Annotated in this window: 26 protein-coding genes and 1 pseudogene; 16 read left to right on the top strand and 11 right to left on the bottom strand. The window is 62.9% G+C overall.

Going from position 1 to position 24395, the window contains the following annotated elements; genetic code table 11:
• Positions 1-36: 36 nt before the first annotated feature.
• From NUX07_RS11035 to NUX07_RS10990, 10 genes are read right to left on the bottom strand one after another with little or no spacing between them, the layout of a single operon-like run.
• Positions 37-1173 (bottom strand): DUF3089 domain-containing protein, encoded by a 1137-nt coding sequence (locus tag NUX07_RS11035; RefSeq protein WP_265530628.1) that lies wholly within the window; start codon positions 1171-1173, stop codon positions 37-39.
• Complete coding sequence (ruvB, locus tag NUX07_RS11030; RefSeq protein WP_265530626.1) at positions 1173-2207, bottom strand: Holliday junction branch migration DNA helicase RuvB; 1035 nt, start codon at positions 2205-2207, stop codon at positions 1173-1175. The genes NUX07_RS11035 and ruvB overlap by 1 nt, the downstream gene beginning before the upstream one ends.
• A gap of 41 nt (positions 2208-2248) precedes the next feature.
• On the bottom strand, positions 2249-2692 hold the full coding sequence (locus tag NUX07_RS11025) for a hypothetical protein (protein WP_265530625.1): 444 nt from the start codon (positions 2690-2692) through the stop codon (positions 2249-2251).
• Positions 2689-3279: a Holliday junction branch migration protein RuvA gene (gene ruvA / locus NUX07_RS11020; RefSeq protein ID WP_265530624.1), complete on the bottom strand. Its 591-nt coding sequence runs from the start codon at positions 3277-3279 to the stop codon at positions 2689-2691. Before ruvA ends, NUX07_RS11025 begins: the two co-directional genes overlap by 4 nt.
• Positions 3280-3318: 39 nt before the next feature.
• Positions 3319-4257, bottom strand: coding sequence for a glycerophosphodiester phosphodiesterase family protein (locus NUX07_RS11015; RefSeq protein WP_265530623.1), 939 nt, complete (start codon positions 4255-4257; stop codon positions 3319-3321).
• Positions 4238-4714: a crossover junction endodeoxyribonuclease RuvC gene (gene ruvC / locus NUX07_RS11010; RefSeq protein ID WP_265530622.1), complete on the bottom strand. Its 477-nt coding sequence runs from the start codon at positions 4712-4714 to the stop codon at positions 4238-4240. Before ruvC ends, NUX07_RS11015 begins: the two co-directional genes overlap by 20 nt.
• A complete protein-coding gene (locus NUX07_RS11005; protein ID WP_265530621.1) occupies positions 4711-5064 on the bottom strand; it encodes a DUF3147 family protein in 354 nt (117 codons plus the stop codon). Before NUX07_RS11005 ends, ruvC begins: the two co-directional genes overlap by 4 nt.
• Positions 5065-5817: a YebC/PmpR family DNA-binding transcriptional regulator gene (locus tag NUX07_RS11000; protein WP_265530620.1), complete on the bottom strand. Its 753-nt coding sequence runs from the start codon at positions 5815-5817 to the stop codon at positions 5065-5067. It abuts the gene before it with no gap.
• A 58-nt stretch (positions 5818-5875) separates the two neighbouring features.
• Positions 5876-6196, bottom strand: coding sequence for a heavy metal-binding domain-containing protein (locus NUX07_RS10995; protein ID WP_265530619.1), 321 nt, complete (start codon positions 6194-6196; stop codon positions 5876-5878).
• Between the two features lie 18 nt (positions 6197-6214).
• Complete coding sequence (locus NUX07_RS10990) at positions 6215-6457, bottom strand: DUF2312 domain-containing protein (RefSeq protein ID WP_265530618.1); 243 nt, start codon at positions 6455-6457, stop codon at positions 6215-6217.
• Between the two features lie 148 nt (positions 6458-6605).
• Between NUX07_RS10990 and pyk the strand changes: the two genes are divergently transcribed.
• From pyk to NUX07_RS10940, 9 genes and pseudogenes are all read left to right on the top strand, one after another.
• The gene (gene pyk, locus NUX07_RS10985; protein WP_265530617.1) at positions 6606-8075 is read left to right on the top strand and encodes a pyruvate kinase; all 1470 of its coding nucleotides are present in this window, start codon (positions 6606-6608) and stop codon (positions 8073-8075) included.
• A gap of 83 nt (positions 8076-8158) precedes the next feature.
• Positions 8159-8494: a hypothetical protein gene (locus NUX07_RS10980; protein ID WP_265530616.1), complete on the top strand. Its 336-nt coding sequence runs from the start codon at positions 8159-8161 to the stop codon at positions 8492-8494.
• 97 nt (positions 8495-8591) lie between these two features.
• On the top strand, positions 8592-10076 hold the full coding sequence (locus NUX07_RS10975; RefSeq protein WP_265530802.1) for an acyl-CoA carboxylase subunit beta: 1485 nt from the start codon (positions 8592-8594) through the stop codon (positions 10074-10076).
• A 277-nt stretch (positions 10077-10353) separates the two neighbouring features.
• Positions 10354-10773: a methylmalonyl-CoA epimerase gene (mce, locus tag NUX07_RS10970; RefSeq protein WP_265530615.1), complete on the top strand. Its 420-nt coding sequence runs from the start codon at positions 10354-10356 to the stop codon at positions 10771-10773.
• Position 10774: 1 nt separating this feature from the next.
• Complete coding sequence (locus tag NUX07_RS10965; protein WP_265530614.1) at positions 10775-11023, top strand: hypothetical protein; 249 nt, start codon at positions 10775-10777, stop codon at positions 11021-11023.
• A gap of 35 nt (positions 11024-11058) precedes the next feature.
• The gene (gene scpA / locus NUX07_RS10960; protein ID WP_265530613.1) at positions 11059-13194 is read left to right on the top strand and encodes a methylmalonyl-CoA mutase; all 2136 of its coding nucleotides are present in this window, start codon (positions 11059-11061) and stop codon (positions 13192-13194) included.
• A gap of 220 nt (positions 13195-13414) precedes the next feature.
• A complete protein-coding gene (locus NUX07_RS10955; RefSeq protein WP_265530612.1) occupies positions 13415-13627 on the top strand; it encodes a hypothetical protein in 213 nt (70 codons plus the stop codon).
• Positions 13628-13734: 107 nt separating this feature from the next.
• Positions 13735-15748, top strand: a pseudogene (locus NUX07_RS11460) (acetyl-CoA carboxylase biotin carboxylase subunit).
• Positions 15745-16809, top strand: a complete 1065-nt coding sequence (locus NUX07_RS10940; RefSeq protein WP_265530610.1) for a hypothetical protein — start codon at positions 15745-15747, stop codon at positions 16807-16809. The pseudogene NUX07_RS11460 and the gene NUX07_RS10940 overlap by 4 nt, the downstream one beginning before the upstream one ends.
• On the opposite strand, the gene NUX07_RS10935 is transcribed toward NUX07_RS10940, so the two are convergent.
• On the bottom strand, positions 16806-18278 hold the full coding sequence (locus tag NUX07_RS10935; RefSeq protein WP_265530609.1) for an alkaline phosphatase PhoX: 1473 nt from the start codon (positions 18276-18278) through the stop codon (positions 16806-16808). The two genes, NUX07_RS10940 and NUX07_RS10935, sit on opposite strands and share 4 nt — an antisense overlap.
• Before the next feature lie 40 nt (positions 18279-18318).
• Here NUX07_RS10935 and putP point away from each other — a divergent pair, with 40 nt between their 5' ends.
• The 7 genes from putP to NUX07_RS10900 all read left to right on the top strand — a co-directional run bounded on the left by putP (position 18319) and on the right by NUX07_RS10900 (position 24388).
• The gene (gene putP, locus NUX07_RS10930) at positions 18319-19773 is read left to right on the top strand and encodes a sodium/proline symporter PutP (protein ID WP_265530608.1); all 1455 of its coding nucleotides are present in this window, start codon (positions 18319-18321) and stop codon (positions 19771-19773) included.
• Positions 19770-20873 carry an S-(hydroxymethyl)glutathione dehydrogenase/class III alcohol dehydrogenase gene (locus NUX07_RS10925; protein ID WP_265530607.1) on the top strand — a complete coding sequence of 368 codons (1104 nt, stop codon included), beginning with the start codon at positions 19770-19772 and terminating at the stop codon, positions 20871-20873. The genes putP and NUX07_RS10925 overlap by 4 nt, the downstream gene beginning before the upstream one ends.
• A gap of 12 nt (positions 20874-20885) precedes the next feature.
• Positions 20886-21275 carry a VOC family protein gene (locus NUX07_RS10920; RefSeq protein WP_265530606.1) on the top strand — a complete coding sequence of 130 codons (390 nt, stop codon included), beginning with the start codon at positions 20886-20888 and terminating at the stop codon, positions 21273-21275.
• On the top strand, positions 21275-22120 hold the full coding sequence (gene fghA / locus NUX07_RS10915) for an S-formylglutathione hydrolase (protein WP_265530605.1): 846 nt from the start codon (positions 21275-21277) through the stop codon (positions 22118-22120). Before NUX07_RS10920 ends, fghA begins: the two co-directional genes overlap by 1 nt.
• On the top strand, positions 22117-22926 hold the full coding sequence (locus NUX07_RS10910; protein WP_265530604.1) for a universal stress protein: 810 nt from the start codon (positions 22117-22119) through the stop codon (positions 22924-22926). Before fghA ends, NUX07_RS10910 begins: the two co-directional genes overlap by 4 nt.
• 10 nt (positions 22927-22936) lie before the next feature.
• Complete coding sequence (locus tag NUX07_RS10905; protein WP_265530603.1) at positions 22937-23290, top strand: cupin domain-containing protein; 354 nt, start codon at positions 22937-22939, stop codon at positions 23288-23290.
• Positions 23291-23359: 69 nt separating this feature from the next.
• Entirely contained in the window at positions 23360-24388 is a 1029-nt protein-coding gene (locus NUX07_RS10900) for an extracellular solute-binding protein (protein ID WP_265530602.1), read from the top strand.
• Positions 24389-24395: the final 7 nt, after the last annotated feature.

Below are 24395 nucleotides of genomic sequence, written 5' to 3'. Positions count from 1 at the left end.
CTTCGCCGTAGCGGGGCGCGAATCGGCGCTCAAGGGCTAGTCGCCGGTGGGCGTCGAGACGAAGGTTTCGTGCGACTGATGACGGCCTAGCAATTGCAGCAGGTCATTCTGCGCGATCGACATGTCGAGCAAATGCTTGCCCCAGCCAGCGAGAAAGAAACCCAACTGTCCGACCTCACCGCCAAGGCGGTCGGTGCGCACGTCGCCGGGGGCGCGGCGCGTGCGGATTTCAAGATAGCCGCGGCGACCGTCGTTGACGCAGCGCCCTTCGGCGAGCGTGCCGGTCACGAATGCTTCGGGACTGGTGCCCGTCTTCGACCAGGTAATCGGGCCGCCTGGCACGTTATAGGCCGAACGGGTGTAGAAGAACCCGTCGAGCGGCTCCCAATCGCGGCTGCCCGGCTTGGCGGGATTGGTGCACACCGGCGTCATGTTTCCCGGCGGTGCGAGGCCGAACAGCGCGCTGTTGGGCGGCGGCTTGCCCTCGGCGTAGGTCACCCAGCTCATCACGCATTTGGTCTGGCCGGGCCGCGTGCAGGCTGGAGTCTGCGCGAAGCTGCCGCCCACGATCTCGCCCTGCGGGACGAGCGTATTCCAGCCCGGAATGATCGCCTTGAGCATAAGGTCATGCGCGGGGCTGCCTTCAATATCTTCGGCGATCAGCTGCTGGAGCATGATCGAGCCCTGGCTGTGGCCGATAAGAACGTAGGGGCGTCCATTGTTGCGGTTCTGCATGTAGTCCTTGAATGCGGCGCGTACGTCACCGATCGCGATCTCGCTGGCACTGCGCACGTCGCCGCCCGTGGCGGCCAGCGCGAGCGCGGCCATCGTCATCTGGCGATAAACGGGGACGAACGGACGGCACACGCTCGAAAAGCGGCCAAACTGCGCCTGCGTGACGTAAAGCTCTTCGGCTTCGCCCGGCGACAGGTCGCTATTGAGCCCGCTGTCGCGGCTGATGGTCGGATAGACGTAAAAGCAGTCGATTGCGGGCGCTTTGGCAGGGCGCGTGATTTCGCGCGGGCCATAGCCGGTCTCGGTCAACTCGTTATGCGCCAGGCTGCGGGCGCACAGATCCTTGCGCTCCGGCAGGCAGATCCAGTTGCGGCCATCGGCATAGTCGGGACTGGCGGCCTGCGCGGCAGCCAATGCGGTGAACGCCAACAACGACATTATTTCCCTCCGTCGAACAATCCGTCCTGCGCGCTCTTGGGCGGGGTGATGCCGAGATGCTTCCAGCCGCGCCCGTTGAGGCAGCGACCTCTTGCCGTGCGCGCGATGAGGCCAAGCTGAATGAGATAGGGCTCGATGACGTCCTCGATCGTGTCGCGCGGTTCGGACAGGCCCGCGGCGAGCGTCTCGATACCAACGGGGCCGCCGCCATAAAGATCGGCGATCATGGTGAGGTAACGCCGGTCCATGGCGTCGAGGCCGAGCTCGTCGATCTCGAGGCGCTTCAGGGCACTGTCGGCGGTTTTGGCATCGATCGTGTCTGCACCCGCGGCATGCGCGAAATCGCGGACGCGGCGCAGCAGGCGTCCGGCGATGCGCGGTGTCCCGCGGCTGCGCCGCGCGATCTCGGTCGCACCATCCTTGGCGACGGGGGCGCTGAGCAGCCCGGCAGCGCGGGTGACGACCTGTTCGAGTTCTTCGACCGTGTAAAAATTGAGGCGCACCGGAATACCGAAGCGATCGCGCAGCGGGGTGGTGAGCAATCCCTGCCGCGTGGTGGCGCCGACGAGCGTGAAGGGCGGCAGGTCGATGCGGACCGAGCGGGCCGACGGACCTTCGCCGATCATGATGTCGAGCGCGCGGTCTTCCATCGCGGGATACAGCACCTCCTCGACCGCCGGATTGAGCCGATGAATCTCGTCGATGAAGAGGACGTCGCCTTCTTCGAGGTTGGTCAGCAGCGCGGCAAGATCGCCCGACTTGCCGATGACGGGGCCGCTGGTGGCGCGAAAACCGACACCCATCTCGCGCGCGAGGATGCCCGCGAGCGTGGTCTTGCCGAGCCCAGGCGGGCCAAACAGTAGGACATGATCGAGCGCTTCCTCGCGGCTCTTGGCGGCATTGACGAAGACGCGCAGATTTTCGCGCGCGCTCTTCTGACCGATGAATTCATCGAGCGCCTTGGGGCGCAGCGCCGCATCGACGTCTTCGGCGCGTCGCTCGGGCGTGGTCAGGCGGTCGGGATCGGTGGCCATGGCTCAGACTCTGCCAAGAAAAGTGCGCCCTGTCAGCGACTTCATTTCTTCGTCCAGTCGAGAATTGCGAGGATCAGCAGCATCAGCGCGATCAGTCCCCAGTGGTAGAAGGGCAGCACGATGATGCCGAGCGTCGCGGTTTCGCCGCCTTTGCCGAGCACCAGCGAGACGAGATAGGCGATGAGCGCAGTGCCGCCGATAAGGCCGGCGGCGACCCAGCCATATTGGACGCGGCGCGGCTTGCGCTTTTGGCTGGCGGCATAGGAGACGAGCAAGGCGAGCGTCGACACGAGGATCATGACGATCGTCGCAACCCACGCGTCGGCGCCCTGTTCGAAGCGGTCGGTGATCCGCAAATAGAGCAGGATGAGCGCCATGACCGCGGCCTCGACCAGCAGGAGATTGCGCAGGCCCTTGAGCCAGCCGGGCTGAGGCGGTGGCGGCGGCGGCGCTGCCTTTTTGCGGCGCTGGCGCTTCCTGCTCACTTGCCCGCTTTCTTGAGCGCGGTGCGCACGAGCGCATCAAGCGTGGCGTCGGCGCCGAGTTCTTCCTGCGCGGCCTGCACCGCCTTGCTGGCTTCGGCGGGTTTGAAGCCGAGCCCGGTGAGGGCCGATAGAGCGTCAGCGGCAAAACTGCCTTTTTGCGGGGCGGGCGCGCCGCCCAGCGCCGGGTCGCCGAGCTTGCCTGCGAGTTCGTTGACGATGCGCATCGCAAGCTTGGGGCCGACGCCGTTGGCGCGCGCGACCATTGCCTTGTCGCCGGTGCTGACGGCCTGCGCCAGTTCATCAGCGGTGAGGACGGTGAGGATGGCGAGCGCGACGCGGCCGCCGACGCCCTGGACGCTGGTGAGCGCGCGAAAGGTGGCGCGTTCGGCATCGTCCTTGAAGCCGTAGAGCGTCATCGCATCCTCGCGCACCTGCATCTCGGTGAGGAGGAGAACGTGCGATCCGACGCCGCCGATCGCCTCCAGCGTCCGCCCCGAACAATGGACGAGATAGCCAACGCCCGCGACATCGAGCACGCACGCGTCGGCGGTGATTTCCGCAAGTTTTCCGGTGAGGCGAGCGATCATGGATCGCAGGCTAGCGGGGGCAGGACAAAAAGGGAATCGTCAATCGCGGGCGGCGGCAAGCGCGTTCCATTCGGCAAGATTGTCGATGAAGAAACCGTCTGCACCGGTGGCGATCAAGGCGTTCCACAAGGTCGCATAATCGCCCAGGTCGGCGGGGATGTCGCCCTTGCGCAAACGCTCGGGCAAGAAGATGTTTTCGGCGCGCAGCGTCCAGCCATGGACGAGGAGGCCGGCGGCGTGGGCTTCTTCCACCAGCGAGGTGGGCGCGAGATCGCCTTCGAGCAGCAGCTGAATGTTTGCACCGATGCCGCTGGCGAAGGTTGCGATGGTTGCCATCTCGTCGGGGGCATCGCTGCGCTGGCCGAGCAGCATGATCCGCGGGGTATCTACGAGCGTTGCGAGGCGCTGGAGCGGGGCGGTTTCGAAACATTGCACGAAGACCGGGGCATCAGCATCAGCAAGATCGAGGCGGCGCAGCTCGGCGGCCATGAGGGCGACGACATCGATGCCGGCAGCTTCCATTAGAAAGCTAGGGGTCTTTAACTCGGGATAGACGCCGACGCGGCGATCCGCGCTGCGGGCAAGGGTGACGATCTCGGCAAAAGTCGGGATCTGGAATTGGCCGTTAAAGCGGGCATTGCCCGGACGGATGAGCGGGAGACGTTCGCGGGCGCGCAGTCTTTTTAGTTCGGCGAGAGTCAGATCATGCGCGAACCAGCCGGTGACCTCGCGGCCATTGATCGTCCGGGCGGACTTTCGCTCAGCGAATTCCTTTCGATCGGCGATGTCGGTGGTGCCCGACAGTTCGGCTTCGTGGCGGGCAACGAGATGCCCGTCCCTGGTCGCGACGAGATCGGGTTCGATATAGTCGGCGCCCAGCGCGATGGCGCGGGCATAGGCTTCGAGCGTGTGTTCGGGGCGTTCGGCGCTGGCGCCGCGATGGGCAATGACAACCGGTTTAGCGCGGGGCGCGGGCATGGTGTGCGTGGGTGATGGCAACGGCGAGCGCATCGGCGGCATCGGGCCCGGCAATGTCGCAGCCGGGCATCAGGCGCCCGACCATGGCGTGGATTTGCGCTTTTTCGGCGGAACCGGTGCCGACCACCGCCTTCTTGACGAGTCGCGGCGCATATTCGTCGAGCTCGAGCCCGGCGCGCGCGCAGCAGAGCAGCAATGCGCCCCGGGCCTGCGCGAGCTTGAGCGTCGACTGGGCGTTCTTGTTGACGAAAACTTCCTCGATCGCCGCGCAATCGGGCTCGGCCTCCTCGATCACTTCTTCGAGGTGATGCGCGAGGATGGCGAGCCGCGCCGGCAGCGGCGCCTTGGCGGGCGACTTGATCTGCCCGTTGCCGAGGTGAATCAGGCGATTGCCCGCGGCCTCGATTAGCCCCCAGCCGGTGGTCCCAAGCCCGGGGTCGATGCCCAGGACGATCATGAAATATCGATCCCGACACGCGGTCCGAGCCAGATCATTCCCGAATAGAGGCAGACAGTGAGAAGGCAGCCCGCCAGCAGGCTCAGGTGAAAGTCCCAGCCATGCCGCAACAATGTCGGGATGAGCAGGAACATCGGCAGGCTTGGCAGGACGAACCAGAAGGTCGCCTCGCTATGATGCGCCATGTTGGCGACGTCGGGCTTCTCGCGCCACAACCACAGCATGGCGAGGATCGAGACAAGCGGTAGCGATGCCACTAGCGCTCCCCAGGCGGGGAAGCGCTTGGCAATTTCGGAAACGGCAGCGATGATCAAGCCGCTGAGAAGTGCCTTCGTCAGCAGCCAGCCCATCTAGTCGGCCTGGCCGAGACGTTCGAGTTCGGCGTCCGAAAAAGTGTAGTTGCCCCAGACCGTCTGGACGTCGTCGTCATCCTCGAGCGCATCGATCAGCTTGACGAGCGTATCGGCGTCTTTGCCCTCGACCTCCTGCTCGATCTGCGGGCGCCACGCCAGCTTGGCGGTTTCGGGTTCGCCCAGCGTCTTTTCGAGCGCCGAGGCGACCTCGTGGAGCTGGTCGGCTTCGGTCCAGATGGCGTGCGTTTCATCGTCCGACTGGATATCGTCCGCGCCGGCTTCCATCGCGGCTTCGAGGACCTTTTCCTCGGACAGCCCTTCGGCCTTGTATTCGATCAGGCCGAGGCGATCGAAGCTGTGCGCGACCGCGCCGGAAGACCCGAGATTGCCGCCGTTTTTCGACAGGATCGTGCGCACGCTGGTGGCGGTGCGGTTGCGGTTGTCCGAGAGCGTTTCGATGATCAGCGCGACGCCGTTGGGGCCATAGCCTTCATAGCGGATTTCTTCGTAATCTTCGCCTTCGGACGCGGTCGCCTTGTCGATCGCCTTCTTGATATTGTCCTTGGGCATCGACTGCTTGAGCGCGGTGTTGACCGCGAGGCGCAGGCGCGGATTCATGTCGGGATCGGGCAGGCCCATCTTGGCCGCGACGGTGATTTCGCGGCTTAACTTGGAAAAGAGCGCCGAGCGCTTCTTGTCCTGCGCGCCCTTGCGATGCTTGATGTTGGCGAATTTACTATGGCCTGCCATGGATTACCCTTGAAAAAGTCTATTTTGCGGGGGTTTAGCGAGCGCGCCCGCGCCCTGTCTAGCCCAGTTTGACCGCGGTGCCGGAGACCGCGACCATCAGCATCGAGCCCTGCTGGCCGATCACTTCGTAATCGATGTCGACCCCGATGATCGCATCGGCGCCCAGATCGCGCGCATCGGCCTGCAGTTCGAGAAGCGCTTCCTTGCGCGCGTCGTCGAGCGCTTTTTCATAGGCGCCCGACCGCCCGCCGACGATGTCGCGTATGCCTGCGAAAAGGTCCTTGAAGATGTTGGCGCCGATAATGACCTCGCCCGACACGATGCCCAGATAGGCGGTGACGGGGCGACCCTCGATACGGTGGGTGGTGGCGACGATCATCGGCGTGTTCTCCTTCGTTTAGCTGAGGCCGACCGCGGCGCGGTAGGTTTCGATCAGCGCGTCCTGTTCCTGCAGCTCGTGGCTTTCCATCTTCCTCAGGCGCACGATGGTGCGCATGATCTTGGCGTCGTAGCCATTGGCCTTGGCTTCCTTATAGACGTCGCTGATGTCGTCGGCGATGGCCTTCTTTTCTTCCTCAAGGCGCTCGATGCGCTCGATGAAAAGTTTCAGCTGGTCAGCGGCGATGGCTCCATCTGCCATGGTCTTGGTCTCCCGAATCTGGTGAAATGTTGGAATCGAATTCGACCGGGGCGATAGGCGAGGCGGGCGAATGGCTCAACCGTCTTGTCATGGTCGGTTGATAAGGTCCCGCGAAACGCTATGCACGGGCCAAAGGGGTGAAAGAGACATGGCAACGACGTTGAAACCGCGCGGGCGCAAAGTTCGCATCCTCGCGACCCTTGGCCCGGCTTCCGATACGCCGGAGATGATCGAGAAACTGATGCGCACGGGGGCGGATGCATTTCGTATCAACATGAGCCATGGCGAGCAGGCCGACAAGGCACAGCTCGTGCATCACATCCGCGAGCTTGAGGACAAGCTTGGCCGCCCGACGACAATCGTTGCCGATTTGCAGGGGCCCAAGCTACGCGTCGGCACTTTTGCAGACGGCAAGGTCGAGGTGAAGAAGGGCGACACGTTCACGCTTGACCGTGACGAAGCGCCGGGCGATGCCAGCCGCGTCCACCTGCCGCACCCCGAACTGTTCGAGGCGATCGAGAAGGGATCGCTGCTGTTGATCGACGACGGCAAGATACGCCTGAAGGTCATCGAGGTGCATGCCGACCGTATCGTCACCGAGGTAAAGGTTTCGGGCACGATATCGGACCGCAAGGGTGTCAACGTGCCCGACGTGTTGATCCCCATCCCGGCGCTGACCGAAAAGGACCGCAGCGATCTCGACTACATGCTCGAGCTCGAGGTGGACTGGGTGGCACTGTCCTTCGTGCAGCGCCCCGAAGACGTGCAGGAAGCCGCCGACATCATCGACGGCCGCGCCGCGATCATCGCCAAGATCGAAAAGCCGCAGGCGGTCGAGAAATTGGACGAAATCCTGGAAGTCGCCGATGGCGTAATGGTCGCACGCGGGGATCTGGGTGTCGAACTACCGCCTGAAAAGGTGCCACCGGTGCAGAACAAGATCGTGTCGACCGCGCGTCACGTGGGCAAGCCTGTGGTGGTGGCGACGCAGATGCTCGAAAGCATGATCACCTCGCCAACGCCCACGCGCGCCGAAGTGAATGACGTCGCCGATGCCATCTATGACGGCGCCGATGCGGTGATGCTGTCAGCCGAAAGCGCGGCGGGGAAATATCCGGTCGAAGCGGTCAAGATGATGGACCGGATCGGGCGCGCGGTCGAAGCCGACGAACGCCATCACGACCGTGTCCACTTCACCGAAACCAAGCCCGAAGCGACCACCGCCGACGCACTGGCTGAAAGCGCCCGCGGCATCGCGCGCACGATCGGGGCGAAGGCGATGGCCTGTTATACCTCATCGGGTTCGACCGCGCGGCGCATCGTGCGCGAGCGCCCGCACGTCACTACATTGGTCATGACCGCAAGCCGCAAGGTCGCGCGCCGCCTCGGCCTGCTGTGGGGTGCGCATGCCGTGCACACCCGCGACGTCGACAATTTCGAGGAAATGGTGGGCAAGGCCCGCCGCATGGCGCTGCGCCACCATATCGCGGGCGCGGACGATCGCATCGTCATCATGGCGGGCGTGCCGTTCGGCCAGTCCGGCTCGACCAACGTGATCCACGTCGTGCGCATCAAGGGCGACGAGCTCGATGTCTACCAGCGTAAGTTGGAGCTTTGAGGCAATTGCGGCCCCTCGTCGCAGCCTTCGCCAGCGTCTTGTTAGTTGGATGCGGCGGGTCTGACACTGTTTGCGGAGATGCGATGCAGGAGCTGCGTGGCGACTTGCGCGCCACCGAATCTTTTGCCTTCGAACTTACAGAGAAGTCGGCTCGCGCTGTATTCGATGCGGTCGAAGAAGAGCCTATTGGCAGCGACATTTTCTGGACAGACGTGACGGCCAAGGAAGGCAGCACTTTCACGCGAGTAATGGCAGCACAATGCACCTCAAATACGGTGCTCTATTTGGAGAATACCGCTGGACCACAAGGGACGACCGTACGGCTCTACCATCGCGGCGAACCAGAGTGGCAACGTCGAACCATGGAAATCGTCACTTCCGTCATGACTGCTGGCCCCGCTTCCCAAGCCAGCGATTGACCTCTCGCCCCTTCCCATGCCACCGCCTCTCGCCAACAGGAGAGGTAATTTGGGTACCACGATCGAAGAACTCGAAGCGCGGCGTGAACGCGCGCGCATGGGTGGCGGGCAGAAGCGTATCGATGCGCAGCACGCCAAGGGCCGGCTGACCGCGCGCGAGCGGCTGACCGTGCTGCTCGACGACGACAGCTTCGAAGAGCTCGATATGTTCGTCGAGCATAATGCGACCGATTTTGGCATGGCCGACAACAAGGTGCCGGGCGATGGCGTCGTCACCGGTTCAGGCACGATCAACGGGCGCTTCACCTATGTCTTCAGCCAGGATTTCACCGTATTCGGCGGCTCGCTTTCCGAGCGCCACGCGGAGAAGATTTGCAAGGTGATGGACATGGCGATGAAGACGGGTGTGCCCGTCATCGGCCTCAACGATTCGGGCGGCGCGCGCATCCAGGAAGGCGTTGCCAGCCTTGCCGGCTATGCCGAGGTGTTCCAGCGCAATGTGCTCGCCAGCGGGGTGGTGCCGCAGCTGTCGCTCATCATGGGGCCGTGCGCGGGGGGCGCGGTCTATAGCCCTGCGATGACCGATTTCATCTTCATGGTGGAAGACACGAGCTACATGTTCGTGACCGGGCCCGAAGTGGTGAAGACCGTTACCAACGAGGAAGTCACGCAGGAAGAGCTGGGCGGCGCGATCACGCACACGACCAAATCGGGCGTAGCGGACCGGGCGTTCGAGAACGATATCGACGCGCTGCTGGCGACCCGCGAATTTTTCTCCTACCTGCCGCAGTCCAACCGCGATGACGTGCCGGTGGTGCCGACCGAGGATCCGTGGGACCGGATGGAGGACAGTCTCGACACGGTGATCCCGCCGAGCGCCAACCAGCCCTATGACATGCATGAGGTGATCGCGAAAGTCGCGGACGAGGGGCGCTTTTTCGAGCTGCAGCCGCGCCATGCCGCCAACATCATCATCGGTTTTTGCCGGATCGAGGGGCGCACGGTGGGCGTGGTCGCCAACCAGCCCATGGTGCTGGCGGGCGTGCTCGACATCAATTCATCGATGAAGGCGGCGCGCTTCGTGCGCTTCTGCGATGCGTTCGAAATTCCGATCCTGACGTTCGTGGACGTGCCGGGCTTCCTGCCGGGCGTGGGGCAGGAGCATAATGGAATCATCAAGCATGGCGCGAAGCTGCTGTTTGCTTATGCCGAGGCGACGGTGCCCAAGATCACGGTGATCACGCGCAAGGCCTATGGCGGGGCGTATGACGTGATGGCGTCGAAGCATCTGCGCGGTGATTTGAACTATGCCTGGCCGAGCGCGGAAATCGCGGTGATGGGCGCCAAGGGCGCGGTCGAGATCATTTTCCGAAAGAATCGCGACGATCCCGACAAGATCGCGGAAAAGACCAAGGAATATGAAGACCGCTTCGCCAACCCCTTCGTGGCGGCGAGCATGGGCTTCATCGACGAAGTGATCATGCCGCATTCGACGAGGAAGCGGGTGGCGCTGGGGTTAAGGAAGCTGCGCGACAAGCAGCTCGAGAACCCGTGGAAGAAGCATGATAATATTCCGTTGTGATGGAATGGTTTCTGCATTCGGGCGTGGCGGGATTGACGTTCATGGTTCTGTGGACGTCGATTGTTGCAGCTATGGGCTATTGGGGATACCGCCAGTTCCAGCGATCCCGCAAGACGGGCCAATTTGAGAGGCCTCTAATCGGTCCCCTTAAGCATGAAGAAAGCCCCATACTTTTTCGGTTTCAGCAAGGCTTTCTGGTGTTTTGGCTCTGCGGTGTTGGCGCGTTCTTCGTAATTGGAATCGTGCAAACTCTTAAGGCTGCGGTGAGGATATTCGCATGAAACTTGGCCGTCTCAACCATGTCGGCGTCGCTACTCCGTCGATCCAAGACTCCATCGCGCATTATCGCGATACTATGGGGGTCGAGGTTATTCGCGAACCCTTCGACCTGCCCGCGCAGGGGGTGAAGGTCTGTTTTGTCGATACGCCCAATAGCCAGATCGAGCTGATCGAGCCGCTGGGCGACACCTCGCCGATCATAAAGTTTCTCGAGAAGAATCCGCTCGGCGGGCAGCATCATCTTTGCTTCGAAGTGCCCGATATCGAAGAAGCGCGGGCCTATTTCGAGGGCAAGGGCAAGCGCATCCTGGGGCCGACGCGGATCGGCGCGCACGGCACCCCTATCTTCTTCCTCCATCCCAAGGATATGGAAGGGGTGCTGACCGAAATCATGGAAAGCCCCAAGCAGGCGCACTGACATGTTCGGCACCGGGCGGCCTGAGGAAATCTTTGTCGGTCTCGTCGCGCTGGTGCTTGCCGTGCTGATGGCGCGTCGCGTGCGGCAGGCGGATGCGACGGGAGAGATCCCGCTGTGGCGCAAGCGCACGACGCGCGAGGAGCTTGGCGAGGCGAAATTCAAGGTGCTACAGGCGGCCAATGTCGCGGTGACCGTGTTGCTGATCATCGCCGGGCTCGACATGCTGTTCGGCTTGCAATTGCGGGCCTGATTGCCGCCTTCATGCGTTATCGCTAGGGAGGCACCATGACTGACAAACCGACCCGTTCCGACTGGGAAGAAAAAGCCGAAAAAGAAGCGCGTGGACGCGATCTCAAGGTCACCACGCCCGAGCATATCACGCTGCAAAACGTCTATGGGCCCGAGGATGTCGAGGGGCTCGATCCCGGCTATCCCGGGCTGCCGCCCTATACGCGGGGCCCTTATGCGACGATGTATGCGGGGCGGCCGTGGACGATCCGGCAATATGCGGGCTTTTCGACTGCGGAGGAATCGAACGCTTTCTATCGCCGTAACCTCGCGGCGGGGCAGAAGGGGCTGTCGGTTGCCTTCGATCTGGCGACGCACCGCGGCTACGATAGCGATCACGAACGGGTCGCGGGCGATGTCGGCAAGGCGGGCGTCGCGATCGATACGGTCGAGGACATGAAATTGCTCTTCGACGGCATTCCGCTCGACGAGATGAGCGTGTCGATGACGATGAACGGCGCGGTGCTGCCGGTGATGGCCTTCTATATCGTCGCAGGCGAAGAGCAGGGTGTCGACCACGCCCAGCTGTCGGGCACGATTCAAAATGACATTCTTAAAGAATTCATGGTGCGCAATACGTACATCTATCCGCCCGCGCCCTCGATGCGGATCGTCAGCGATATCATCGCCTATACGAGCGAGGAGATGCCGCGCTTCAACTCGATTTCGATTTCGGGCTATCATATGCACGAGGCTGGCGCGACGGCGGTGCAGGAGCTTGCCTATACGCTGGCCGATGGCGTCGAATATGCGCGCACCGCGATGGATGCGGGCATGGAGTTGGACAGCTTTGCGCCGCGCCTGTCCTTTTTCTTCGGCATCGGGATGAACTTCTTCATGGAGGTGGCGAAGCTGCGGGCGGCGCGGACCTTGTGGGCCGAGCTGATGACCGATCTTGGCGCCAAGTCGGAGAAGTCGAAGCTGCTGCGCACGCACTGCCAGACTTCGGGTGTCAGCCTGACCGAGCAGGACCCGTACAACAACGTGATCCGCACCACGATCGAGGCGATGGCGGCAACGCTTGGCGGGACGCAAAGCTTGCACACAAACAGCTTTGACGAGGCGGTCGCGCTGCCGACCGATCGCAGTGCGCGTATCGCCCGCAACACGCAGCTGATCCTCGCCGAGGAAAGCGGGATCACCGCGGTCGCCGATCCGCTCGGCGGGTCATACTATGTCGAAGCGCTGACGGCGCAGCTGGTCGAAAAGGCCAAGGAGCTGATCGACGAGGTCGAGGCGGCGGGCGGCATGACCAAGGCGGTCGCCGACGGCCTGCCCAAACGCCACATCGAGGAGGCCGCCGCAGAGCGTGCGGCCAAGGTGGATACGGGCGAGACGGTGATCGTGGGCGTGAACAAATATCGCCGCGAGAAAGAGGACGAGCTCGATATCCTAGAGGTCGACAATGCCAAGGTGCGCGCCTCGCAGATCGCGCGGATCGAGGAGGTGAAGGCCAAGCGCGACGAGGCCGAGGTGAAGGCGGCGCTGGAGGCTTTGGAAGAAGGCGCGCGCGGCGATGAGAACTTGCTACGCCTGTCGGTGCGCGCGGCGCGGGCGCGGGCGACGCTTGGCGAGATCAGCTATGCCCTCGAACGCGCGTTCGGGCGCTACGATACGCGGCCGACGCCGGTCAGCGGGATTTATGGCCAGCGCGCCGATGCGGCGTGGGAAGCGGTCAAGGACGGCACCCAGTCGGTCACGCAGCGCATGGGCCGTGCGCCAAAAATGTTCGTCGCCAAGATGGGGCAGGATGGGCATGATCGCGGGGCCAACCTGGTGAGCTCGGCCTTTGGCGATCTGGGCTTCGACATTGTCGCAGGCCCGCTCTTCCAGACCCCGCGCGAGGCCGCGCAGATGGCGGTGGACAAGGGCGTCGACGTGGTCGGCGCCTCCAGCCTCGCCGCGGGCCACAAGACGCTGATCCCCGAGCTGGTCGGGCATCTGAAGGATATGGGCCGCAGCGACATCAAGGTGATCGCCGGCGGCGTAATCCCGCCGCAGGACTACCAGTTCCTGCGTGAAAAGGGCGTGCAGGCGATCTTCGGGCCGGGCACGAATTTGGCCGATGCGGCGGACGAGGTGCTGCGCCTGCTCGGGCATAACAAGCCGCCGAGGGATGAGGCTGCGGAGTGAACATTAGAAAACTAGCCGAATACTCATTCTACGTTCTGGCCCTGATGATTCCTGTTGGTTACGCAATCGTAGCCAAATGGTATCTTGGAGTATGGGGGTTTGCATTTGAGTTCGATCCGATTGGGGTGTTCGTGATCTTGCTTCAGACAGGCCCCTTTTGGGCGCTTGCAATCTGGTTGGGCCTGAGAATTCGGAAGAAATCGGAAGGCGAGGGTGCAGATTGAGCATCGCCAAGCGCTTCGGCTGCGTGACCTATGTAATAGTGGCACTGGGGACCAGCGGATATTTCATGATGTTGTCGGCGCTCGGTGATTGCGCCTCGGATGGGCCGTGCTTTACCGAAACGGAGCGCGCCTTGATGTTCTACGGCGTTCCCTTGATAGCGCTGATCTCGATCTGGTTTGTCGGAAAGCGACTGTGGGATGTCGATTGAATTCGTCATGCCGGACTTGATCCGGCATCCACCTTCTTTCTAGGGCGTTAGAAAAGAAAGGGTGGACCCCGGATCAAGTCCGGGGTGACGCCTTGCAGGGGAGTTCGATGTTCAAGAAAATCCTGATCGCCAATCGCGGGGAGATTGCGTGCCGCGTTATCAAGAGCGCGCGCAAGATGGGGATCGCGACGGTGGCGGTTTACTCCGACGCCGATGCCAAGGCGCCGCATGTCCAAATGGCGGACGAGGCCGTGCATATCGGACCCGCGGCGGCGGCGGAAAGCTATCTCGTCGCCGACAAGATCATCGCGGCGTGCAAGGAAACGGGCGCCGAGGCGGTGCATCCGGGCTATGGCTTCCTGTCCGAGCGAGCCTCGTTCGTGGAAGCGCTCGATGCGGCCGGCATCGCCTTTATCGGGCCGCCGGCGCCGGCCATCGCGGCGATGGGCGACAAGATTGAATCGAAGAAGCTTGCCAAGGAGGCGGGCGTTAACGTGGTGCCGGGCTATCTCGGCGAGATCGCGGATACCGACGAAGCCGTGAAGATCGCGGGCGAGATTGGCTATCCTGTCATGATGAAGGCCTCCGCGGGCGGCGGGGGCAAGGGCATGCGGCTCGCTTTCTCCGAGAAGGATGTGCGCGAGGGCTTTGAAGCGACCAAGCGCGAGGGGCTCGCCAGCTTTGGCGACGACCGCGTTTTTATCGAGAAATTCATCGAAGAGCCGCGCCATATCGAAATCCAGGTGCTCGGCGACAAGCATGGCAATATCGTCTATCTGGGCGAGCGCGAATGCTCGATCCAGCGGCGCCACCAAAAGGTGATCGAAGAGGCGCCATCGCCCTTCGTAAGCCCCGAAATGCGCAAGAAGATGGGCGAGCAGGCGGTCGCGCTGGCGCGGGCGGTCGATTATCATTCGGCAGGCACGGTCGAGCTGATCGTGTCGGGCAAGGACAAGACCGGCGACGGCTTCCTACTTCCTCGAAATGAACACGCGCCTGCAGGTCGAACATCCGGTGACCGAGGAAATCACTGGCGTCGATCTGGTAGAACAGATGATCCGCGTCGCGGCTGGCGAGAAGCTGCCGTTCAAGCAGGAAGACATCCAGTATAACGGCTGGGCGATCGAGGCGCGCGTCTATGCCGAGGATCCCTATCGCGGCTTCCTGCCTTCGACCGGGCGGCTGACCACTTATCGCCCGCCGATGGAACAGCGCGAGGACGGCGCGGTGGTGCGCGTCGACGATGGCGTTGCCGAGGGCGGCGAAGTGTCGATGTTCTACGATCCGATGATCGCCAAGCTGATCACCCATGCCGACGACCGATTGACCGCGGCCGACTTGATGGTCGAGGCGCTCGACGCGTTCGAGGTCGAGGGTTTGAACGACAATGTCGATTTCCTGTCGGCGCTGATGCAGCACCCGCGCTTCCGCTCGGGCGAGCTTACCACCAAGTTTATCGAGGAAGAATATCCCGAGGGCTTTGAAGGCGCGCCGGTCGACGAGAAATTCGAGCGCGATCTCGTCGCGCTGGCGGCGCTGGTCGCGATGACCGAGGAAACGCGCGCGGCCTTGATCGACGGCCAGCTGGGCGAGCCGCTGTTCCCGAGCCCGCACCAGGTCGTAATCCTCAATGGCAAACAGCACGAAGTCACCGTGGTGCCCGAGGACGATTGCACGCTGATCGCGGTGGGCGAGAGCGACGATCCGTTCGACGTCGTCGCGGACTATGCGCCGGGCGACAGCCTGCTGGTGGCCGAGGTCGATGACCGCCGCCGCATCGTGCAGGTCAAGCGCAACGGACGCGGGTTCAAGCTGGTGACGCGCGGGCGCATCCACGAAGCCCGCATGGTGCCGCCACATGTCGCCGAGCTGATGCAGCACATGCCCGAAAAGGTCGCCCCCGACCTGTCGCGCTTCCTGATGGCGCCGATGCCGGGGCTGCTGACTAAGCTCGAAGTCGAAGCCGGCGACAAGGTCGAAGCGGGCCAGCCGCTTGCCGTGGTCGAAGCCATGAAGATGGAAAATATCCTGCGCGCCGAAAAGGCCGCGACGGTAAAGGAAATCCCCGCGGGCGAGGGCGAAAGCCTTGCCGTCGACCAGGTCATCATGGAGTTTGAATGATCCTCGCTGCGCTTTCGCTCATGCTAATCCAGCCTGCGACGGAGACGCGCGTCATCTTCCCACAGACCAGCCTTGGCGAACCCATAACGCCCGAACAGGCACCGGACACTTGCGTCGATGCCCTGGCGCGACCGGATCGAGCGAGCGCAATCGATCTTCTGCGCGGTTCCGCGTCTTGCAGCTATGTAGAACGCGAGGCCGAAGGCAGTTTCCTGCTTAATATCGGGCTCATTCGCGCGCTCGTCGATTTTGAAGCATTGCTACCAAAGGATGCGGCGGCGTCCGCTCGCCAGAACGAACTCATGATCGTTCTCTACTATAACGCGGCGAGTGTCGGCAGTGACGACGTATTGCGCGACGCTGGTCAAAGGTCGGAATTGGTCGAGCGGCTTGAAAGCTGGGAGCCATATTTCGCGGCGGACTACGATCCCGGCTGGGAAGTCGGAGAAGCTGCAGCGAGCGAACAATATCTTCGTATGATCGATGAGATCCGCGATCTGAAACTGGAGGAAATCGATCGCGTGACAATCTTGGTCAACGACCCCGAATATTGGGCGCTGCATCAGGAGCGCAACCAGGTGCTCGACCGACTGATGGCAGCGGAAACGCAAGATCCCGCGGACCATGAGCGTCTGAGCGAAATCCAGCGAATGAAGTTCGATCGCGCCGCCGAATTGGGCGATCCCCAGGCAGTCGCCGCCCTTGCCGAGCCGCGATCTGATAGCATTTCACTTGAACCCCCGCGGCGAGCAGGTCCCGATCCGAGCGTGCCAGAAGGCGCTGTCATCGTATCAAACAGCGACAACACGACCATCGAGCGATGCCGTCGTCAGGCCAAACGGGATGCCTTGAGTTCCGATGGTAAGCTCGTTGGCGAGGTGATTACCGACGAGCCGGGCATCGGCTTGGTCTATCGTGCCGATGTCGAAGACGGTCCGAAATCTTCATTCCCGGGGGTGACCCGACATTTCTGCTCGGAGCGCTTTACGGGAAGCACACCGCGTGAAAGTGACATGAAGCCGTTGGCACCCTGGCGGCATACTCCAGGGCAGGCTGACTAGCCGCCGCGCAGCGACTCCCATGGACCGGTGATGGCATAGGTGTGGCCGGGCTGCTGGACGTTGACGAACATGATCCTGCCGTCGGGGCTGAAGCAGGCCCCGCAAAATTCGAATTTCCCCTCGTGCGCGTTGCGGGCGAAGTCGCGGATCTCGCCGGCCGGCGTCAGCAGCCGCAGATATTGGTCGCCCCAGCCGTCTTCGCAGATCAGAAGGTCGCCCCAGGCCGTCATCGCAAGGTTGTCGCACAGGTCGAGCCGGTCGGCGTCGGTGCTTTCGTAGATGAGCATAAGCTCGCTGGTAGACGGCGTGTAGCGCCAGACCTGGCCGAGCCGATGGCGACCGCCTTCGGTGCAGTTGAAGTAGTGATGGCCCACGCCCGCCTCGTCGCGGCCATACGCCATGCCTTCGCCGCGGCAGAAGATCGCGGCGCCCGCTGCCTGGCCGCGTACGCGCAGCAATTCTTCCTGCGCCTCGACGTCTTCAAGATCGACCCAGCGCACCTTGAACGGCTGGCCCGGGGCAATGGTGCGCGCGGTGGGCAGCCCCCAGTCGGCGGCGAAGTTGCGCGTGTCGGCTTTCTCCCAGCCTTCGATGGCAAGTGCCTGCAGGCGTCCGCCATCGGCAAGCCGGCCCGGCGTGGTGGGGATGAAACGGTAGAACAGCCCCTGATAATTGTCTTCGGTCTGATAGACGCTGCCGTCATCAGGGTCGAAGGACACTGCTTCATGCCCGAAGCGGCCCATCGCTTTCAATGGCACCGGGTCGACCACGCCGGTCACGGCGGCGGGGACTTCGAAGACGTAGCCGTGGTCCTTGTTCACCCCTTCGCCGGCCTTGAGCTGCTGTTCTTCGCAGCTGATCCAGCTGCCCCATGGCGAGGCGCCGCCGGCGCAATTGCCGATGGTGCCGACCAGCGAAAGATGATCGCGCTCGAACGCACCCGTCGCTGCGTCGACGATGACGTTGGTGGTGCCGCCAATGCACGGCGCGCCCGAAGCGGTCGTATCGTAGAGTTTGCCGCGGGGAAGGCGTCCGAGCAGCGCGTGGCCCTCACCGAAGGGTCCACCGTCGGTGATGCTAAGAAACTTCTCGTGGTTGCGCACGAGGACCAGCTTGGAAGCGTCGGTCGGGTGCGCGAAGCAGGCCATGCCGTCGAAGTGGCCGGGTCGCAGGAAACCGTCCGACATGTTCGAACCTGCGGTCGGGAAGAGGCGGTAGGAGAAGCCCCGGGGCAGATCGAGAAGGCCTGCGGGATCGGGCACCAGCGGAAAACCGGCATTGGCACTGCTTGAATGCGCAGCCTGCCCGCATCCCAGCGCCGCGAAGGCTATGGCTGCGGCCGATCCGTTACGCAGGATCTGGCGGCGAGTGAAGGTCAATGCGCGTCTCCTCGAATGCTCGCCGGCAGCGTTGCGAGCCGCCAACCGCTTGGCAAGGGCACTGCCGCTCTTTTCGACGAATGACGGCATGGGTTTACGCCATGTGGCGTAGCGCCTAGCCATAGGCGCCATGCAAACAGGGACCATTGTCAGCCTACTGGCTTACTTCGTGCTGATGCTCGGCATCGGCGTATTCGCGTGGAAGCGCTCGACCGATACGAGCGAGGCCTACCTGCTCGCCGGACGCAACCTGCCGCCCTCGGTGGCAGCACTGTCGGCGGGGGCATCCGATATGTCGGGGTGGCTGCTGCTGGGCTTGCCCGGTGCGCTCTTCGCTGCGGGGCTGGTGGAAGCGTGGATCGGGATCGGGCTGTTTTTGGGGGCGCTGGTTAACTGGATCGTCGTCGCGCCGCGATTGCGCGCGCAGACGCAGGCGCTCGGCAACGCGCTGACCATTCCCGAATTCCTCGCCAACCGCTTTCCTGACAAGGCGACGGCGCTGCGCGTGACGAGCGCGATCATCATCGTCATCTTCTTTGCCGTTTACACCGCGGCGGGTCTCGTCGGCGGCGGCAAATTGTTTGAAACGAGCTTTGCCGGGATGCTGCCGGGCGGCGGCATGAGCGATTATATGGCGGGCATCTGGATCACTGCGCTGGTGGTGCTGGCCTACACCATGATCGGCGGCTTCCTCGCGGTCAGCCTGACCGATTTCGTGCAGGGGCTGATCATGGTGACCGCGTTGGTCGTGATGCCGCTGGTGGTAATGTTCGGCCCCGGCGGAAGCAGCGGCGGGTCGCTGACCGACGTGCCGGTCGAAGGCTTTCTCAACATCACCAACGGGCTCACGCTGATCGGATTTATCAGCCTGATGGCCTGGGGGTTGGGCTATTTCGGGCAGCCGCATATTATCGTGCGCTTCATGGCGGTGCGCAGTGTCGAGGAGGTGAAGACCGCGCGGACCATCGGCATGACGTGGATGGGCGTGGCGCTGCTGGGCTCGATCGGTATCGGGCTTGCAGGACGCGCCTTCGTGGAACGCAACGGTATCGCGGTGGAGGATCCCGAGACGATCTTCATCATCCTCGCCAACCTGCTGTTCCACCCGCTCGTGACGGGCTTCCTGCTGGCGGCGCTGCTGGCGGCGATCATGTCAACGATTTCCTCGCAGCTGCTGGTGGCAAGTTCATCGCTGACCGAGGATTTCTACAAATTGTTCCTGCGCAAGGATGCGAGCGAACGCGAGAGCGTGAACGTGGGGCGAATCAGTGTTGCGTTGGTGGCGCTGGTGGCGATCCTCATCGCGAGCGATCCCGAGAGCAATGTGCTCGACATCGTTGCCAACGCCTGGGCCGGGTTCGGGGCAGCGTTCGGCCCTCTTATCATCCTGTCGCTGACGTGGAAGAAGATGACGGGCGCTGGCGCGGTTGCCGGGCTGGTGACAGGTGCCGCGGTGGTGATCGGCTGGATCGCTTTTGAAGTCGGCGTCATTTATGAAATCGTGCCAGGCTTCATCGCCGCGTGGCTCGCTATCTGGCTGGTCAGCCTCGCGACACGGCCCTCCACAGAAGGAGCCTCGGCATGAAGACGCGTGCAGCAGTGGCATTCGAAGCCAAGAAGCCGCTTGAGATCGTCGAAGTCGATCTTGAAGGACCCAAGGAAGGCGAGGTGCTGGTCGAGATCATGGCGACCGGCATTTGCCATACCGACGCCTACACGCTCGACGGTTTCGATAGTGAGGGCATCTTCCCGAGCATCCTTGGGCATGAGGGTGCGGGGATCGTTCGCGAGGTCGGCGCTGGCGTCACCTCGGTGGCGGTCGATGACCATGTGATCCCGCTCTACACGCCCGAGTGTCGCCAGTGCAAAATGTGCCTTAGCGGCAAGACTAACCTATGCAGCGCCATTCGCGAGACGCAGGGCAAGGGACTGATGCCCGACGGCACCAGCCGCTTCAGCTACAAGGGCGAGACGATCTTCCATTATATGGGCTGCTCGACCTTCTCGAATTTTACCGTGCTGCCCGAGATCGCGGTGGCGAAGATCCGCAACGACGCGCCGTTCAAGACCAGCTGCTATATCGGCTGCGGGGTGACGACGGGGGTCGGTGCGGTGGTGAATACCGCGCAGGTGAAGCCCGGCGACAATGTCGTCGTGTTCGGGCTTGGCGGCATCGGCCTCAACGTCATCCAGGGTGCCAAGATGGCGGGCGCGGACCGCATCGTCGGGGTCGACATCAATGCCGACAAGGAAGAATGGGGTCGCAAGTTCGGTATGACCGACTTCATCGACGCGCGCGATGGCGGCGTGGTCGAAAAGATCGTGCATCTGCTCAATGGCGGGGCGGACTTTTCGTTCGACTGCACGGGCAATACCGACGTGATGCGCCAGGCATTGGAATGCTGCCACAAGGGATGGGGCACCTCGATCATCATCGGTGTCGCCGAAGCGGGCAAGGAAATCGCGACGCGGCCATTCCAGCTGGTGACCGGGCGAAACTGGCGCGGCACCGCGTTCGGCGGCGCCAAGGGGCGCACCGATGTCCCCAAGATCGTCGATTGGTACATGGACGGAAAGATCGAAATCGATCCGATGATCACCCATGTGCTCAGCCTCGATGAAATCAACAAGGGTTTCGACCTGATGCATGCGGGCAAGTCGATCCGCAGCGTCGTGGTCTATTAGGGAGAAACGCGCATGTTCAGCCATGTCATGGTCGGGGCCGATGACCTCGACGCGAGCCGCAAATTCTACGACGCGCTGATCGGCGCGATCGGCGGGCATCCCGGTCGCACCGATGAAAAGGGGCGCACCGCCTGGGTTCATAACGGTTCGGTCTTCATGATCACCAACCCGATCGACGGCCAACCCGCCAGCTGCGGCAACGGCATGACCATCGGCTTTGCGTGCGAAACGCCTGAAATAGTCCATGCCTGGCACGAAGCGGGGCTGGCCGCGGGCGGCACCGCGATCGAGGACCCGCCGGGCAAACGCGAGAACGCCTTTGGAGCGCTCTACCTTGCCTATTTGCGCGATCCGGCGGGCAACAAGATCTGCGCGCTGCACCGCTTGCCCAAGGAGGGCTAATGAAGCAGCTCGACGCCTGGACCAGTCACGGCGGTGTGCAGGGCGTGTACGAGCACGCCAGCAGCGCCACCAACACCGACATGGTGTTTTCGGTGTTCGTACCCGAGCATGAGGAAGGCGCGAGGCTGCCGGTGCTGTGGTATCTGTCGGGGCTGACCTGCACGCACGCCAATGTCACCGAAAAGGGCGAGTTTCGCGCGGCCTGCGCGGAGCATGGCATCATCTTCGTTGCGCCCGATACGAGCCCACGCGGCGAAGGGGTGCCCGACGATAGCGCGGGCGCTTGGGACTTCGGATTAGGCGCCGGCTTCTATGTCGATGCGACCGAGCCGCCCTATGACCGCCACTACAAGATGTGGTCCTACGTCACCGAGGAACTACCTGCCCTGATCGCCAAGCAGTTTCCGGTCGACATGGAGCGGCAATCAATCACCGGGCATTCGATGGGCGGGCATGGGGCGCTTACCGTGGGACTGAGGTATCCGGAGCGCTTTGCGAGCATCTCGGCATTCTCGCCGATCTGCCATCCCTCGATCGTGCCGTGGGGCGAGAAGGCGTTCACGGCCTATCTTGGCGGTCACCGCGAAACATGGCGCGCGCACGATACGGTCGCGCTGATCGAAGACGGCGCGCACGTGCCCGAACTGCTTGTCGATGTGGGCACCGATGACAATTTCCTTGAAGACCAGCTCAAACCCGAGGCGCTGGCCGAAGCCTGCGCCAATGCCGGGATCGACCTTACGCTCCGGCTGCAGCCGGGCTATGACCACAGCTATTATTTCATCTCCAGCTTCATGGCCGACCATGTCCGCTGGCATAATGAACGACTGAAAGGAATCGCGTGAAATCCGTCCTTGTCCCCGTCGACAACCATGATGACCTTGGCTCGGTGCTCGAAAACGCGCTGGCGATCGCCCGCGCAACCGATGCCCATCTCGAAGTGCTCCAAGTCGTCTCGGACGATACCCTGGCCGCGCTCGAAAGCTTTGGCGGCATCGACAGCGACCGATCGGCGAAGCGCGAATTTCTTGCCGGCGTAGAGGCACTGGAAGCAGCGGTCCGCAAGGAGATGGGCAATGAGGATGTCGAGTGGGAATTTCGCCGCGTCGAAGGCGACGTCGCCGATACGATCATCGCGCTCGCGGCGTTGTCCGACCTGATCGTCGTTGGTCGTGACGGGCCGCAGCGCGTGCGGATGCTTGGCGACCTTCTGCACCGTGCCGAGTCGCCGATCCTCGTGCCCGGCGGCAACGGCCACCGGGTCGATCCATTGGGGCCGGTGATCATCGCATGGGATGGCAGTTTCGAAGTGGCCAAGGCAGTGCGCGATTCGCTGGGCCTCCTGAAACTCGCAAGCGAGGTGCACGTCGTGCGGGTCACCGAACATGGCGAAGAAGTGCCGCCCGGCCTCTACCCTCTGACGCGGGTGCTGGAATATCTGTCGCGCGAAGATGTGCACGGCGAATATTCGCGCATCGCCGAAGTCGACGGGCTGGTGAGCAGAGCGCTGCTCAAGTTCGCCGAGGAAAAAGGCGCGGGGCTCATGGTGATGGGTGGATATTCGCATTCGCGGCTACGCGAGCGCCTGTTCGGCGGCACGACCAAGCGTCTTCTGGAAGAAAGCGCGATCGCGCTCGTCCTTTCGCACTAGGGAAACTGACATGATCATATCGATGGCGTTCGCACTGGTTGCGGCGCTTCCAGACCCGTTGGCTGCGGGTTGGGAAGGCAAACCGGTGTGCGAGAAGCTGCATGAGGACACCAGGCAGCGCGTCCTGCGCTGCACCTTCGCGCCCGGTGTGGGGCATGAATTGCATTACCATGCGCCGCACTTCGGCTACGCGCTGTCTGGCGGGACGGCGCGGATCACCGAAGGCGGCGAGACGCGCACCGTCACCTTCCCGACCGGCTTTTCGACCTGGGACGATGGCACCGAGGGCCATGAAATCGTCAATGTCGGCGAGACGACGATCGTCTATTTATTGGTGGAACCCAAGGCCGCACAGACGCGGTAGAACTGTTATTGCAAATCATTCGCAACTAGAATACGGTTTCCGCCAACGAGGAAATCGAGGAGCAAAGGCGTGCGTAAATTTGGTTGGGTCGCGGCAGCTGTCGCGCTGACTCTAGGGGCTTGCGGAACGCAGGCGAGCAACGAGACGGACGACGACGGTCGGACGCTGACCATCTATTCGGCGCGTCATTATGACAGCGATTATGCGCTCTACGAAGCGTTCGAACGCGACACCGGCATCAAGGTCAATGTGGTCGAAGCCGAAGGCGACCTGCTGATCGAGCGCGTGAAGGCCGACGGTGAACGTAGCGCCGCCGACGTGATAATCACGGTCGATGCGGGGCGCCTGTTTAACGCGGACGAGGCGGGCCTGTTCGCGCCGCTCGACAGCGCGCTGCTCAACGATCGCGTGTCCGCGAATTTCCGTCATCCTGAAGGCCATTGGTACGGCATCGCCACGCGTGCGCGCGTAATCGTCTACGCCGAAGATCGCGTCGATCCTGCGCAGCTGACAGGCTATGCCTCGCTCGCCGACCCGCAATTCAAGGGCCGCGTGTGCGCGCGCAGTTCGGGCAATATCTATAATATCTCGCTGCTGGCGGCGCTGGTCGAACGCTGGGGCGAAACGCAAGCCGAGGAGTGGGCGCGCGGTGTGACGGCCAACTTCGCCCGCGATCCGGTTGGCGGTGACAGCGACCAGATCAAGGCCGTTAAGGCTGGCGAATGCGATGTCGCGCTGGTGAACCACTATTATCTCGCCCGCATGATGGTCGACGAGAATGAAGACGTATCGGGGATCAAGGTCGCCTGGCCGCAGGCCGATGGCGGGGTGCATGTCAACATCTCGGGCGGCGGCGTCGCCAAGAGCGCGCCCAACCCCGAGCTGGCGCGCCAATTCCTCGAATATGCGATGAACGATGCCTCGCAGCGCCTCTTCGCCGACCTCACGGGTGAATATCCGGTCGTGTCGTCGGTCACCTACTCCAACCCGGCGCTGGCCGAGATGGGCGAGTACGAGGCCGATCCGCTCAACGTGAATGTCTATGGGGTGAACCAGGGCGTAGCGCAGCAGATCTTCGACCGCGTTGGATGGCAGTAGGCACGCT

The sequence above is a fragment of the Sphingomicrobium marinum genome, from assembly GCF_026157105.1.
Lineage (GTDB): Bacteria > Pseudomonadota > Alphaproteobacteria > Sphingomonadales > Sphingomonadaceae > Sphingomicrobium > Sphingomicrobium marinum.
Note: the sequence above shows the minus strand (reverse complement) of the source record. Positions and strands in the feature narration are given on the sequence as shown.

Bases quoted from the DNA above. Each gene is read 5' to 3' on its own strand.
- NUX07_RS11035 (WP_265530628.1), bottom strand. From the start codon at position 1,173: ATGTCGTTGTTGGCGTTCACCGCATTGGCTGCCGCGCAGGCCGCCAGT.
- ruvB (WP_265530626.1), bottom strand. From the start codon at position 2,207: ATGGCCACCGATCCCGACCGCCTGACCACGCCCGAGCGACGCGCCGAA.
- ruvA (WP_265530624.1), bottom strand. From the start codon at position 3,279: ATGATCGCTCGCCTCACCGGAAAACTTGCGGAAATCACCGCCGACGCG.
- NUX07_RS11015 (WP_265530623.1), bottom strand. From the start codon at position 4,257: ATGCCCGCGCCCCGCGCTAAACCGGTTGTCATTGCCCATCGCGGCGCC.
- ruvC (WP_265530622.1), bottom strand. From the start codon at position 4,714: ATGATCGTCCTGGGCATCGACCCCGGGCTTGGGACCACCGGCTGGGGG.
- NUX07_RS11005 (WP_265530621.1), bottom strand. From the start codon at position 5,064: ATGGGCTGGCTGCTGACGAAGGCACTTCTCAGCGGCTTGATCATCGCT.
- NUX07_RS11000 (WP_265530620.1), bottom strand. From the start codon at position 5,817: ATGGCAGGCCATAGTAAATTCGCCAACATCAAGCATCGCAAGGGCGCG.
- NUX07_RS10995 (WP_265530619.1), bottom strand. From the start codon at position 6,196: ATGATCGTCGCCACCACCCACCGTATCGAGGGTCGCCCCGTCACCGCC.
- NUX07_RS10990 (WP_265530618.1), bottom strand. From the start codon at position 6,457: ATGGCAGATGGAGCCATCGCCGCTGACCAGCTGAAACTTTTCATCGAG.
- pyk (WP_265530617.1), top strand. From the start codon at position 6,606: ATGGCAACGACGTTGAAACCGCGCGGGCGCAAAGTTCGCATCCTCGCG.
- NUX07_RS10980 (WP_265530616.1), top strand. From the start codon at position 8,159: ATGCAGGAGCTGCGTGGCGACTTGCGCGCCACCGAATCTTTTGCCTTC.
- NUX07_RS10975 (WP_265530802.1), top strand. From the start codon at position 8,592: ATGGGTGGCGGGCAGAAGCGTATCGATGCGCAGCACGCCAAGGGCCGG.
- mce (WP_265530615.1), top strand. From the start codon at position 10,354: ATGAAACTTGGCCGTCTCAACCATGTCGGCGTCGCTACTCCGTCGATC.
- NUX07_RS10965 (WP_265530614.1), top strand. From the start codon at position 10,775: ATGTTCGGCACCGGGCGGCCTGAGGAAATCTTTGTCGGTCTCGTCGCG.
- scpA (WP_265530613.1), top strand. From the start codon at position 11,059: ATGACTGACAAACCGACCCGTTCCGACTGGGAAGAAAAAGCCGAAAAA.
- NUX07_RS10940 (WP_265530610.1), top strand. From the start codon at position 15,745: ATGATCCTCGCTGCGCTTTCGCTCATGCTAATCCAGCCTGCGACGGAG.
- NUX07_RS10935 (WP_265530609.1), bottom strand. From the start codon at position 18,278: ATGCCGTCATTCGTCGAAAAGAGCGGCAGTGCCCTTGCCAAGCGGTTG.
- putP (WP_265530608.1), top strand. From the start codon at position 18,319: ATGCAAACAGGGACCATTGTCAGCCTACTGGCTTACTTCGTGCTGATG.
- NUX07_RS10925 (WP_265530607.1), top strand. From the start codon at position 19,770: ATGAAGACGCGTGCAGCAGTGGCATTCGAAGCCAAGAAGCCGCTTGAG.
- NUX07_RS10920 (WP_265530606.1), top strand. From the start codon at position 20,886: ATGTTCAGCCATGTCATGGTCGGGGCCGATGACCTCGACGCGAGCCGC.
- fghA (WP_265530605.1), top strand. From the start codon at position 21,275: ATGAAGCAGCTCGACGCCTGGACCAGTCACGGCGGTGTGCAGGGCGTG.
- NUX07_RS10905 (WP_265530603.1), top strand. From the start codon at position 22,937: ATGATCATATCGATGGCGTTCGCACTGGTTGCGGCGCTTCCAGACCCG.